The sequence below is a fragment of the Spirosoma jeollabukense genome (assembly GCF_054777855.1).
Map to the genome: position 1 here is coordinate 23,317 of NZ_BAAHAD010000007.1, position 11,760 is coordinate 35,076.

Genomic DNA, 11,760 nt, shown 5'->3' on the forward strand with positions numbered 1-11,760 from the left:
GCGTTCTACCTCACTACGTTACCCATCCCGAATTTCGTCCCGAAAAAATCACCCTGATTCCAGGTAGGACGCTGGTCGGATTGGGCCGTTAAGTAGGCGATCAGGAATTGCAATTGAGCGTGCTTAGCCGCGGAGTTGAAGTCGAATGGCTGGTTCATGTCGTCCTGGGGCGTGTGGTAAATCGTGGCCCGCCAGTCGAGGTTTAGTTTCGTACCGTCGAGGTTTGGATTGCCGGTTTCTGAACCGCTTTTGATAAACAACGCCGGAATTCCCTGCCGAACAAAGCTGAAGTGATCACTCCGCATAAAGACGGTCTGCTCAGGAATTGGGTCCGGGCTGATTTTCACCCCCAGAAACGCAGCCGCCTGACGAACTTCCTGACTCAAACTTGAGTGTTCGGCCCCGTAAGGAACAATATCGAGTAAGGGATGAAAGAAAAACGGCATGTCTAACGCCAGATTGGCCACTATCTTTTCTTTTGGCACAGTTGGATTGCTGGCAAAATAATCGGAACCCAACAGGCCCATTTCCTCCCCGGTTACGCCCACAAACACGATCGATCGCCGGGGTGCTTTAGGAAGCGACGCAAAGAGCCGGGCCATTTCCAGGTTGATCGCCACACCGGACGCGTTATCATGGGCACCGTTGTAAATCGAATCGCCTTTCACGGGTCGGCCAACGCCTAAGTGATCGATGTGAGCGGCACAAACAACGTATTCATTTTTCAGGGCCGGATCGGAGCCTGGCAGCATGGCCACGACGTTGTACCCCGCTACGTCCTCCACCATATCGGTTTGCACATGCATACGAACCGATATGTTTAGCGGAAATGGCTGTGGTTTATTTTTAATGGCACTGTTCGTTACATCACTGAACGTAGTGGATGCGCCCGCAAAGATCAGCCGGGCGGCCGAATCACTCAGCGACGCTGCGCCTTTAATGGCCGGAAACGTACGCTGGGGTTTTCCCTGTTTATCTAGCCAGCGGTAAATTCCCTGCCGGGCGCGGGGGGCAGCTGTTTCGATGCGGTTGCGTAAATCGGTTGGCAAGTTGAACGCTAACGTTCCCACGGCACCATGTAAAGCCGCATTTTCGGCCTTAGACGATGTATAGTAAGCGCGTTGATTGGATGGAAACGTGGAAGGCGCTCCATTAAGATACAGAACGATTTTACCCTTGACATCCAGGCCTTTGTAGTCGTCGTAACCCAACTCAGGTGCCGACACACCAAATCCAACAAACACTACGGGCGCCGTTACGTCGCTGACAGGATGGTCGGGCGTAGGGCTGAAGATGAATTGCCTGCCATACGTCAGTGGCTGCTCGCGTCCATTGACCAGTAAGGTTAGGGCACTATTTCCCTCATTCACCTGCCACCGACGTAGTGGCACATCCTGCCGATACGTATTGTTTTCTCCGGCGGGTTGCATCCCCAGCGCTTTCAACTGGCTCACTACGTAGGAAGCGGCCATATCGAAGCCTGGCGTACCCGGTTTCCGACCTTTCATCGAATCGGCAGACAGGATGCGCATATGCGTTTGAATCGCAGTGGGTCGGGCTGTTCGGCTAACGCGTTGCACCTCTACGGGTATGGCATCGGACTGTGCCAGCAATTGACCTGTACTGCACAGACCACTGAGCAGGCTAAAGAAAGTAAAGAAGGGTATCCGCATGATGTCGTGTAAAAACTAGGAACTGTTAGCTAAGATAGTTGACAGATCTAGTAGAAAAAATTTGAAAGACAGCCTGGGATTACTTTTTGGGCTTTTCGATTCGCTTACCGGACATATAGTATATTCGTCGCCAAAATTCGGGTACAATCGCTAGCCTTTTGCCAACGAGTTCCTAGATATACTTCATGAAGAAATTACCCATATTAATTGACTGCGACCCCGGCCACGATGATGCTGTGATGCTGATGCTGGCCGTTGGCAGTGGTCTGTTTGACATCAAGGCCATTACGACATCGGCCGGCAATCAGACCCAGGAAAAAACGCTCAATAACGCGCTGAAACTCGTGACGCTGATGAACGTCGATATTCCGGTCTATAAAGGCAGCGATAAACCCCTTTTCCGCGAGCTGATCATTGCCGACTACGTGCATGGCCAGATGGGCATGGATGGCCCAACGCTGCCTGAGCCGGATCTAAAACCCGGACCTTTATCGGCAGTAGAAGCCATAGCTAAAATCCTGACGGATAGTCCCGAAAAAATTACGCTTGTGCCCACCGGCCCATTAACCAATGTTGCTACGTTCCTGCTGTCGTACCCGCACCTGAAATCGAAAATCGAGCGAATATCACTGATGGGTGGCGGGGCGTTTCGCGGCAACATCACCCCCACGGCCGAGTTCAATATTTACGTCGATCCAGAAGCGGCTTCGGTCGTGTTCAACTCCGGGGTTCCAATTACGATGTGCGGTTTAGACGTAACGCACAAGGCCTTGGTATTTCAGGAGGACATTGAGTTGTTCCGGTCCATCGGCAATGAGTCGGGAAAAGTATTCGCGGATTTAATGGACTTCTTTTCCATTTTTTATCGCCAGGAACGGCAGGAGCTCGATGGTGGCGCTGCGTTGCACGACCCTTGCGCCATCGCCTGGCTGATAGATCCGTCAATGTTTACCACAAAGTCGTGCTACGTTGATGTTGAGGTGAGTGGTACGTTAACCGCAGGGACTACGGTCGTCGATTTTTACGATGTCCTGAAACAAACCCCGAATGTGGAGTTCGTTTACGACATCGACCGGGAGAAGTACATTCAACTGATTTATAACGCCGTCCAAAAGTTGCCGTAATAGGTTTTCGACAGGATAGAAAGGATTATGGTTGATAGAAAATCCTGTCTATCCTGTCGAAAATTTAAAACCAGGGCCGCTTGACTTTGAAGGACTTTTTCAGGCCGCTGATCATCAGGAACGCCCCAACAACGCCGAAAATGATAGCCAGAATCGTGACGTGCAAGATGGCGAACACCACGGCTACCAGCAGGATAATAACCGACGCTTTTAGTTTCCAGCTGATCCGTTGCCACCAGTTCAGTTCCGGGCGAAGTCGCATGCCTAAACTCTGGCGAATCTGATTACCTAGCTTAAGTTTTTTCTTTGGTTTCGGGTCTGGCTGCTTATCGGTTGTTTCGGTGGCAGAGGCCAACAATGAGCCAATCCGATGTAGCCGCTGTTCAACACGGGTGTTGGTCGATTGAACGGGATTCTGTTTCAGACTCGCAACGACCGGTGCCTCGATTTCGGGAGCGATTATAACTGATTCATCGGCTGTTACTACCGAATCTGGTATCGATGCGTCAGTCTGGGCCAACGGTTTTTCAACGGGTAATCGGGCCGCGGCCTGACGGGGCGTTGGCTGAAAATAAGCAACAGGGCGATGGCAGGATGAAAGGAAAAGACATAATGTAGCAATAGAAAGGGCAAAGGCGTTTCTCATCAGGTTGTGCGTTGTACGAGAGAAAATTGCAGTGGCAAAAATCTCATCTACAACGAATCAGAGAGGTCGGTTAATATGAATTGGGCGAAAAAGCTCACTAAAATGAATAAGCTGCGTAGCTTTTTTCCGTCTAAAAGCTACCTGGCTAGAGCAATCCCCCCAACGATTCCGGGGAGAAAGCAAGGGGTTAGCCAAGTGACCTTAAGACGGCGAAAACCGTACTGGTAGCCTTTTGGCTGTCCAAATTCAACCAATCGTAACGTATCGGCTTTGCCTGAAAAACTATACTAAAACGTATGACCCGTAACACTATCAGCACTTTTTTTGACGAGCAGATATGGTCCTACAATGCCGGTGCCCCCGGCAAGTTGAAAATAGGTAGCCATCGCTAACGGTCATCAATGATCAGCCCGAATGGCGAGTTTTTAAGTGCCGTAAATGCGGAGTCTGCTTTTAGGTTGTACGATGAAACCGGATGCGGAACGGCTACGTTTCCGGCACTTAACCAGCCCATCGGGCAACCGATACGTTACCTCGACCGAACCGGCAAACACACCGTAACGGACTACGATTGGGAACAACACCTGCGCTTCGCCGATGAATTAGTCCGCTGGTCATGCCTACCTTTGCGGCATGACTCCTGAAAATGATCCTCGACCCTGGGCGGTCGAAAGCTCCGAATATATTCATCAGTTGCCGTGGTTCACGGTGCGTAAAGAGGCCATTCGCATGGATAACGGTGGCGTTATTCCTAACTACTTCATCTTCGAATACCCTACCTGGGTAAACGTAGTGGCCGTCACGACCGAAGGGCAACTGGTTCTGATTCGCCAGTATCGGCATGGCATCGCCGGTGTTCATTACGAACTCTGCGCGGGCGTTGTCGATCCCGGCGAAGACCCGCTCGTTGCCGCCCAGCGCGAACTGCTGGAAGAAACTGGCTTCGGTGGAGGAACGTGGACACCGTTAATGACACTATCCGCAAACCCCGGTACGCACAACAACCTGACTCACGCTTTTCTGGCAACAGGCGTTGAGGTAAAACAGGCGCAGCATCTTGAAATCACCGAAGAAATATCAGTACATCTCGTGTCGCCGGAACGGGCCTTAGGCATTATCAATCAGGGTGAAATGATACAGGCGTTGCATTTGGCACCCTTGCTGAAATACTTTCTTGACCGGAATTTATCTGATTAATTTGACTGACTTTGATATTGACAATGTGTGGATTAATGATTTACAGCATTACCCTAACAAGTATCTTTGCCGTCCAAATTAGTATGATAGCCTGACTTCAACTTAAAATCATAGTCAGTCAAATAAATCCCGGTTCATGATTATCCCCCTCGCCCACCGCGCCGACCAAACGCAGGAATATTATTTTTCGGTTAAGCTGGCCGAAGTCCGTCGCCTGATGGCGGCTGGCCACGATGTCATCAATCTTGGCATTGGCAATCCCGACATGATGCCGTCTGCCAATACGTTGGACGCACTTGTAAAGTCAGCGTATCTACCGACATCCCACGGTTATCAACCCTACAAAGGTACACCCGGACTACGTCAGGGTATTACTCAATTCTACAAACATACGTATGGCGTTACGCTCGATGCAGATACCGAGATTTTGCCCCTCATCGGCTCGAAAGAAGGCATTACGCATATTTCATTAACATTTTTAAATGAAGGCGACGGTGTCCTGGTGCCAGAACTTGGATACCCGGCCTACCGGGCAGTCAGTACGATGGTTGGAGCAACCGTTCGCGAGTATCCGTTGCTCGAACACGGCGGCTGGCAACCCGACTGGGATGTCATGACCGATCTGGTTCAGGAAACTAACGCAGCAAGTGCTACGTCGAAGCCCACGAAAATTATCTGGCTGAATTACCCGCACATGCCTACCGGTGCCCCCGCGACCCACGCCCTCTTTGAGCGAGCGGTTCGGTTTGCGCATGACCACCAGCTATTGTTATGCCATGACAACCCGTACAGCCTGATTCTGAATAAAAAACCGCCCATCAGTTTACTCTCAATTGATGGGGCGAAGGACGTAGCGATTGAGTTAAATTCACTCAGTAAATCGCACAACATGGCAGGCTGGCGCATTGGGTGGATGGCTGGCGCCAAATCGTATGTTGATGCCGTCCTGACGATCAAAAGCAACGTCGATTCAGGCCAATTCAAGCCACTCATGGACGCGGCCGCCGAAGCCCTCACCAATTCTGATGAATGGCATCGGGAACGTAACGCAGTCTATCAGGGTCGCCTGGATGCCGTTCACGCCTTTCTGGATGCGCTTGGATGCACCTACACTACTGATCAGGAGGGCCTTTTTATCTGGGCTAAACTCCCCGATTCGGTCGAATCAGTGGAAGCGCTGGTTGATGATCTGCTGGTCAACAAACACGTTTTCATTGCGCCAGGCTTCATTTTCGGCCCCAAAGGAAACCGGTACGTGCGGGTGTCGTTGTGTATGCCTGAAGAACGTATCGAAGAGGCAACGGGACGTCTGAACCGCACAGGCGGCCCTGCGGGATTTTTATGATTTAGCTGACTGACTTTGATTTAGTGCTGGTTGGTTATTGATTGCAACTTTTATTTGCGATTTGTAGACAAACAAGCTTATATGATTAAAGCTGAATACAGACACTCAGAATTAACTAGTAAAGTAATTGGTTGCGCATTTGAGGTTCATAAGATTCTAGGAAATGGTTTTCAAGAAGTTATATATCAACGGGCATTAGCCATAGAATTGGAAGAATGTGGAATTGGGTTTGCTCGTGAGTTTGACATGCCCATTTTCTTCAAAGGACGACATATAGGCTCCCGCAGGGTTGATTTTTTAATTGAAGACGTAGTATCGGTTGAATTAAAAGCAATCGTTGCACTCAATGATGATCATCTGGCTCAGGGAATCAACTACCTAGAAGCTTACAATATTGAAGTAGGGATGCTCATAAATTTTGGTAGCTAAAGCCTTCAGTTCAAAAGATTAATGAATAAGAAATTTAAGACTGAGAAATAAATTAAAGTCAGTCAAAAAAAACATAAAAATCCCGCCGGGTTGCCGGTGCAATTCAGATGGTTGTCAGTATCATAGGCGTAGGATTACTCGGCGGTTCGTTCGCCCTGGCCGTACGCGAGAAGTACCCAAAAATGCACTTCATTGGTGTAGATTCATCCGTAGTAAATGGTCAATTGGCGTTGGCGAAAGGAATTGTTGATGAAGTATTGCCACTGGCCGATGCCGTAGCCCAAAGTACAGTCGTTGTACTGGCAGTACCCGTCAACGTCATTATTGACCTGTTGCCTACCGTACTTGATCTGTTGCCACCAAACGCCACCGTGATTGATCTAGGCTCAACCAAAGAGCTGATTTGCGCTGTAGCCGATGCGCATCCCAAACGCGCACAGTTTGTTGCCGCCCACCCAATGGCGGGCACCGAGAATTCGGGGCCAGGCGCAGCATTCCGGGAGCTATTACCGGGGAAAAACCTGATCATCTGCGACCGCGAGAAAAGCAACGCCGATAGTCTGACGCTGGCCGAAAGTTTGTTCCGGGATGCAGGCATGAAGCTTTTCTATATGACTCCGCAGGAACATGACCTGCATTTAGCCTACGTATCTCATCTGAGCCATATCAGTGCTTTCGCCCTCGGATTGACCGTGTTGGAAAAGGAAAAAGATGAGCAAGCCATCTTCGATATGGCCAGCACTGGCTTTAGCTCAACGGTACGTCTGGCCAAGAGTTCACCGCAAATGTGGGCCCCCATTTTTGATCAGAACCGGGTGAATGTATCCGATGCGCTGGCGGCTTATATCGAGTTCCTACAGCAATTCAAGCAGGTAATCGACGATCAGGACGTAGTGACTTCGCTCGATTTCATGCAACGCGCCAACGTGATTCGGCGGGTGCTGGACGGGATTGAGAAACGGTAATAAATACGAAAACTTTAAGGGTTGCTGATACAAAAAACGTTTCTGTTAGTTTATGTATCGAGGGCGTGAATACCTGCTCTGTTTATAAATACAACCAACAGTAAGATCATGCAAGCAACAGAACAACAACCCGCTACCGCGGCTGGAACCATTACCATCGGCGGAGATATTACCGTTAACCGAATGGCTTACGGAGCTATGCGCCTGACCGGCGACGGTATCTGGGGACCGCCTAAGGACCATGATGAGAGCATCCGCGTTTTGAAACGTACACTCGACTTGGGCATTAATTTCATTGATACAGCCGATAGTTACGGGCCGCATGTTTCGGAAGAACTCATCGCGGAAGCGCTCTACCCCTACCCTAAGGGACTAACGATTGCTACTAAAGGCGGATTACTACGTACTGGGCCCAATCAATGGCCCGTTGACGGGAGCCGTAAACACCTTGAAGAAGCGCTGAACGGTAGCCTGAAACGCTTGAAACTCGACCAGATCGACTTGTATCAGCTTCACCGTTTCGACTCTAAAGTACCAACTGATGAGTACCTGAGCTTTTTGCAGGAAGCGCAGCAACAGGGGAAAATCAAGCATATTGGCCTCTCGGAAGTAGATGTTAATCAGATTGAAGAAGCCAAAAAGTATTTTGAGGTCGTATCGGTGCAGAATATGTACAACTTCGGCGAACAGCGCTGGAACGATGTGTTGACGTATTGTGAGCAAAACAACATTGCCTTCATTCCCTGGTTTCCGCTTAATGCCGGCAATATTTCGGCCGAAGAAGCCATCGAAAGAGTGGCTAAACGACACAACGCGACCGACTATCAAATTGCGCTGGCGTGGTTGCTGGCGGCTTCACCCGTGATGCTCCCCATTGCCGGAACGTCATCAGTGAAACATTTGGAGGAAAATGTACTGGCAGCAACGATTAAACTGACAGACGAAGACTTTCAGGACATGCCCCTGCCCGCCTAGAAATACCTAATAAACCAAAAAAGCCAGTCAATCGACTGGCTTTTTTGGTTTCCCTTTATGCCTGTTTTAGGCTACTTTCTGTAGGCCTTTTACTTTATCCCAAGCTTCGGTCAATTGACCAAGCTGCTTTTGCAAATCTTCTTTGATGTAAGCCGGGATGTGATCTTTCGCAATCGCGTCCTGATAAGCTTCTACAGCTGCGCTTTCGCCAAATTCGACCGAGCTTAATACTGTTTCACGGTCCTTACCCGTCAAGGCTGACTTGATATCAATCCAGGCGCGGTGAATTTTACTCGACACATCGGTCGACGTAGCATCAGACACGGCCAGCCCATCAATGCGAACTATATGGTCGGCCAGCTGGCTACGGAAATTTTGACTCTGAATAACGTAGTGCCGGAACAGATCATCCAGTTCTGAGTCCTCGTTGTCCTCAATGGCTTTTTCGTATCCCTGAATACGGTCATTATTGATTTTGACCAGATCGTTGAGATCGTCAACAATTTCTTTATTCGTAATCATAACAGTTTCTTTTTCGATGTTTCTAAACTTCTACTTACAACTAGCTCAGAAGACGATTGTTTTCAAAATAATCGCAATTCTGGCAAGCATTTTCCGTACAATCCATTATTTATCTTTGGGTTACATCGATCTTATATAAGTAACATAATTTCATATAAATCTTCAAAAGCTACAAATTTCTCACCACTAAACTGTTTATTTTTTTATTAATTTCTTTCGTAAACGGTCTTTTCCGGCCCGTTTACGCGATAAACAATTTTATTACAAAATATTTTCGATTTCACCAAAACCTTGTAGGCCATTATCGCGTAGATAATGCAAATCTTCCGACGAACGGGGGTATTCCAATAAATTATCTAGCTCAATGACACAACTTCCTAAAGACTCGACTGACGTTAGTCGCTTACTTACGGGCATAGATTCGGCCAGACTCGGGCGCCGTATTTTTATGCGATATCTTGGTGTAACAGCGGCTGCCGGCGTAGCCCTAAGTGCCTGCCACAGTGAAGTAATGGATTCAGCGGTTCCGCGCGGTGCTGGCCGTGCAGCTGCAATAGGTGAAGTGGTTGACCTTGGTGATCTTCAAACAAACGATGTAGCCATCCTTAACTACGCGTATGCGCTGGAACAACTTGAAGCGGCTTTCTATGTTCAGGTAATGATGACACCTTATTCGGGAATAACGGACAAGGAACGCATTATCCTTAAGGATATCAGAGACCACGAAGTGGCTCACCGCGAATTATTCAGAACGGCGCTGGGTGGTGCTGCTATTCCGGATCTTACTCCCGATTTCAGCACGATTGACTTCAAAAGCCGTGATGCTGTACTAGGTGTTGCCAAAACGTATGAGAACGTTGGTGTATCTGCGTACAATGGTGCTGGTAAATTTATTAAAAGCGCCGACTATTTAACGCTGGCAGGAAAAATCGTATCCGTTGAAGCCCGTCACGCAGCTGTTATCGCGACCTTAATTGATCCAATGTCAGTAGCATTCGCCGGAATGCCAGAGGTTGATGATGCAACTGGCCTGGACAAAGTACGATCGTTCAGAGAAGTACTAACCATGGTAGCTCCATTCCTCAAACAGAAGTTCAACTTCAACGCTGCTTAAGCCAGCTTCTAATCTCCTATAGCCATGATATTACAAAACATACTTAATGATATTGAAAAGGTAGATGGCGAGGTGTTCGAACGCCTTGAGCACATCTCACGCCGGAATGTTTTCCAGACCTTTATGAAGAAGGCAATGAAAGGTGCTGCCGCTGGCGCCCCTGTCGTTTTTGCCTCTATGCTAAACAAAGCCTACGCCGGAGCAGATGATGTTGTCGACGTACTGAACTTTGCCTTGACACTGGAATACCTGGAAGCCGAATTCTACAACATGGGCCTGGCTGCGTCAAATTTACTTCCTCAGGGTAGTATGGCTCGTACCATTTATACCCAAATTGCCAAGCATGAAAATGCACACGTTGCGCTGCTGAAAGGTGCTTTAGGAAGCGCTGCTATCAACAAGCCTACGTTCGACCTTACCTATGGTGGTGCTTTTGGAAACGTTCTTACCAACTATGACACATACCTTGCTGTATCCCAGGCGCTGGAAGATACAGGTGTTCGGGCTTACAAAGGCCAGGCACCACGGCTGATGGGTACGCCTGTGTTAGAGGTAGCTTTACAAATTCACTCGGTTGAAGCTCGTCATGCAGCGCGTGTTCGCTATCTGCGTGGCTACAAAGGCTGGATCACCAACGAGGATACCACTAACATCCCGGGTGTTGGAGCTGTTTACAAAGGCGACAATATGATTACGCAAGCCAATCTTAACGTAGCATCCATAAGCGGTGTTTCGACGGATACTACGTCGGAAGCATTCGATGAGCCACTGACCAAAGAACAGGTTTTAGCTATTGCTACGCCGTTCGTTGTAAAATTCAATTAACAGTAGCGACTACGTAAAAAAATCGGTAGTGGGGATTAACCCGCTACCGGTTTTTTGCTTTTTGGTAATGCTAACTAGCATGGTCGGGATCGCAGGCTAGTTTCTAAAAAGTTTTACGTCAACTCGTTTACATATTATCCCTTAGCAATTGGGGATGAACTCCCCACATGATTAGGTTTGGGAGCGATAAATAGCGTTAACCAGGTTCTGCGTGCTACCCGAAAAAAATAAGGTGTCAGAATAAGGTAGGACGGAATTAATCCCATCAGATAATAGTCTACATCCACTTTGAGCCACTGCACTGCAACGAAGAAAGTGAGCAGGGTCCAGATGGTAAAGAAAGCATAACTTACAAACATGGATGCCCAGTAGAAGCCGGGTTCGGGCGTAAAGTTCTCTCCACAATGTGGACAATGATCGTGCATGTCGTCGAAGTGGCGACTGAAAGCGCTGTTGGTAACAAAAAAGTCGCCCTCATGACAACGAGGACATTTGTTAAACAATATGCTGTAGGATCGGCTATCTTTTATCATGATTGTCAGACGGTTTTGGGACATAAACAGACGCTTACAGCCTGGGCGGTGTTCGGCTTGTTTACGTTTCAAAGGTACCGCGTATACGTAGCGTCGGCAAAGACAGACTACGCTACGTATGGTACAAATCAACGATCATCGTCAGGTTTCTAACCAAATATTCTGTGCCACAACCCATTAAAAGTCGTCAGAAATACTGATTTTTCAGATGGTCTTACTACCGGACTATAGTAAACAGTATTAACGTATAAGGCCTCTTAGCGTTCAATTTGTTAGGAAGCAGACTTTTTTTCGGATTATTACCCTGTTCCTTTGGCCGGGATGCACTACTTTTGCAGGATTTTTGGCTAGCCATCAACAGCTAACAAGTCGTAAATTCATCTTGGTTACCACTATTCAATAGACATTATTC

At 48.3% G+C, this 11,760-nt stretch carries 13 protein-coding genes; 9 read left to right on the forward strand and 4 right to left on the reverse strand.

All coding sequences use genetic code 11. The annotated features are described in order from the left end of the window. Nucleotides 1-5: 5 nt before the first annotated feature. Entirely contained in the window at nucleotides 6-1,673 is a 1,668-nt protein-coding gene (locus ACYVEA_RS22865) for a M28 family metallopeptidase (protein WP_461115761.1), read from the reverse strand. Nucleotides 1,674-1,858: 185 nt separating this feature from the next. Here ACYVEA_RS22865 and rihA point away from each other — a divergent pair, with 185 nt between their 5' ends. Further along, entirely contained in the window at nucleotides 1,859-2,797 is a 939-nt protein-coding gene (gene rihA, locus ACYVEA_RS22870) for a pyrimidine-specific ribonucleoside hydrolase RihA (RefSeq protein WP_461115762.1), read from the forward strand. Nucleotides 2,798-2,861: 64 nt separating this feature from the next. On the opposite strand, the gene ACYVEA_RS22875 is transcribed toward rihA, so the two are convergent. Then, the gene (locus tag ACYVEA_RS22875) at nucleotides 2,862-3,443 is read right to left on the reverse strand and encodes a hypothetical protein (RefSeq protein ID WP_461115763.1); all 582 of its coding nucleotides are present in this window, start codon (nucleotides 3,441-3,443) and stop codon (nucleotides 2,862-2,864) included. Between the two features lie 401 nt (nucleotides 3,444-3,844). Here ACYVEA_RS22875 and ACYVEA_RS22880 point away from each other — a divergent pair, with 401 nt between their 5' ends. The 6 genes from ACYVEA_RS22880 to ACYVEA_RS22905 all read left to right on the forward strand — a co-directional run bounded on the left by ACYVEA_RS22880 (nucleotide 3,845) and on the right by ACYVEA_RS22905 (nucleotide 8,354). Then, nucleotides 3,845-4,087 carry a hypothetical protein gene (locus ACYVEA_RS22880; RefSeq protein ID WP_461115764.1) on the forward strand — a complete coding sequence of 81 codons (243 nt, stop codon included), beginning with the start codon at nucleotides 3,845-3,847 and terminating at the stop codon, nucleotides 4,085-4,087. Next, a complete protein-coding gene (locus tag ACYVEA_RS22885) occupies nucleotides 4,077-4,640 on the forward strand; it encodes an NUDIX hydrolase (RefSeq protein ID WP_461115765.1) in 564 nt (187 codons plus the stop codon). The genes ACYVEA_RS22880 and ACYVEA_RS22885 overlap by 11 nt, the downstream gene beginning before the upstream one ends. A gap of 136 nt (nucleotides 4,641-4,776) precedes the next feature. Continuing rightward, nucleotides 4,777-5,985 carry a pyridoxal phosphate-dependent aminotransferase gene (locus tag ACYVEA_RS22890; RefSeq protein ID WP_461115766.1) on the forward strand — a complete coding sequence of 403 codons (1,209 nt, stop codon included), beginning with the start codon at nucleotides 4,777-4,779 and terminating at the stop codon, nucleotides 5,983-5,985. Nucleotides 5,986-6,066: 81 nt separating this feature from the next. After that, on the forward strand, nucleotides 6,067-6,414 hold the full coding sequence (locus tag ACYVEA_RS22895; protein WP_461115767.1) for a GxxExxY protein: 348 nt from the start codon (nucleotides 6,067-6,069) through the stop codon (nucleotides 6,412-6,414). A gap of 107 nt (nucleotides 6,415-6,521) precedes the next feature. After that, on the forward strand, nucleotides 6,522-7,379 hold the full coding sequence (locus ACYVEA_RS22900) for a prephenate dehydrogenase (protein ID WP_461115768.1): 858 nt from the start codon (nucleotides 6,522-6,524) through the stop codon (nucleotides 7,377-7,379). A 108-nt stretch (nucleotides 7,380-7,487) separates the two neighbouring features. After that, complete coding sequence (locus tag ACYVEA_RS22905) at nucleotides 7,488-8,354, forward strand: aldo/keto reductase (protein ID WP_461115769.1); 867 nt, start codon at nucleotides 7,488-7,490, stop codon at nucleotides 8,352-8,354. Nucleotides 8,355-8,420: 66 nt separating this feature from the next. On the opposite strand, the gene ACYVEA_RS22910 is transcribed toward ACYVEA_RS22905, so the two are convergent. Continuing rightward, the gene (locus tag ACYVEA_RS22910; RefSeq protein ID WP_093830239.1) at nucleotides 8,421-8,876 is read right to left on the reverse strand and encodes a ferritin-like domain-containing protein; all 456 of its coding nucleotides are present in this window, start codon (nucleotides 8,874-8,876) and stop codon (nucleotides 8,421-8,423) included. Nucleotides 8,877-9,240: 364 nt separating this feature from the next. On the opposite strand from ACYVEA_RS22910, the gene ACYVEA_RS22915 reads away from it, so the two are divergent. Next, nucleotides 9,241-9,990 (forward strand): ferritin-like domain-containing protein, encoded by a 750-nt coding sequence (locus ACYVEA_RS22915; RefSeq protein ID WP_461115770.1) that lies wholly within the window; start codon nucleotides 9,241-9,243, stop codon nucleotides 9,988-9,990. A 24-nt stretch (nucleotides 9,991-10,014) separates the two neighbouring features. Then, on the forward strand, nucleotides 10,015-10,815 hold the full coding sequence (locus tag ACYVEA_RS22920; protein WP_461115771.1) for a ferritin-like domain-containing protein: 801 nt from the start codon (nucleotides 10,015-10,017) through the stop codon (nucleotides 10,813-10,815). A gap of 134 nt (nucleotides 10,816-10,949) precedes the next feature. On the opposite strand, the gene ACYVEA_RS22925 is transcribed toward ACYVEA_RS22920, so the two are convergent. Further along, complete coding sequence (locus ACYVEA_RS22925) at nucleotides 10,950-11,348, reverse strand: DUF983 domain-containing protein (RefSeq protein ID WP_461115772.1); 399 nt, start codon at nucleotides 11,346-11,348, stop codon at nucleotides 10,950-10,952. Between the last annotated feature and the right edge of the window lie 412 nt (nucleotides 11,349-11,760).

Coding starts and splice junctions, on each gene's coding strand:
- ACYVEA_RS22865 (WP_461115761.1), bottom strand. CDS start 1,673: ATGCGGATACCCTTCTTTACTTTCTTTAGCCTGCTCAGTGGTCTGTGC.
- rihA (WP_461115762.1), top strand. CDS start 1,859: ATGAAGAAATTACCCATATTAATTGACTGCGACCCCGGCCACGATGAT.
- ACYVEA_RS22875 (WP_461115763.1), bottom strand. CDS start 3,443: ATGAGAAACGCCTTTGCCCTTTCTATTGCTACATTATGTCTTTTCCTT.
- ACYVEA_RS22880 (WP_461115764.1), top strand. CDS start 3,845: ATGATCAGCCCGAATGGCGAGTTTTTAAGTGCCGTAAATGCGGAGTCT.
- ACYVEA_RS22885 (WP_461115765.1), top strand. CDS start 4,077: ATGACTCCTGAAAATGATCCTCGACCCTGGGCGGTCGAAAGCTCCGAA.
- ACYVEA_RS22890 (WP_461115766.1), top strand. CDS start 4,777: ATGATTATCCCCCTCGCCCACCGCGCCGACCAAACGCAGGAATATTAT.
- ACYVEA_RS22895 (WP_461115767.1), top strand. CDS start 6,067: ATGATTAAAGCTGAATACAGACACTCAGAATTAACTAGTAAAGTAATT.
- ACYVEA_RS22900 (WP_461115768.1), top strand. CDS start 6,522: ATGGTTGTCAGTATCATAGGCGTAGGATTACTCGGCGGTTCGTTCGCC.
- ACYVEA_RS22905 (WP_461115769.1), top strand. CDS start 7,488: ATGCAAGCAACAGAACAACAACCCGCTACCGCGGCTGGAACCATTACC.
- ACYVEA_RS22910 (WP_093830239.1), bottom strand. CDS start 8,876: ATGATTACGAATAAAGAAATTGTTGACGATCTCAACGATCTGGTCAAA.
- ACYVEA_RS22915 (WP_461115770.1), top strand. CDS start 9,241: ATGACACAACTTCCTAAAGACTCGACTGACGTTAGTCGCTTACTTACG.
- ACYVEA_RS22920 (WP_461115771.1), top strand. CDS start 10,015: ATGATATTACAAAACATACTTAATGATATTGAAAAGGTAGATGGCGAG.
- ACYVEA_RS22925 (WP_461115772.1), bottom strand. CDS start 11,348: ATGATAAAAGATAGCCGATCCTACAGCATATTGTTTAACAAATGTCCT.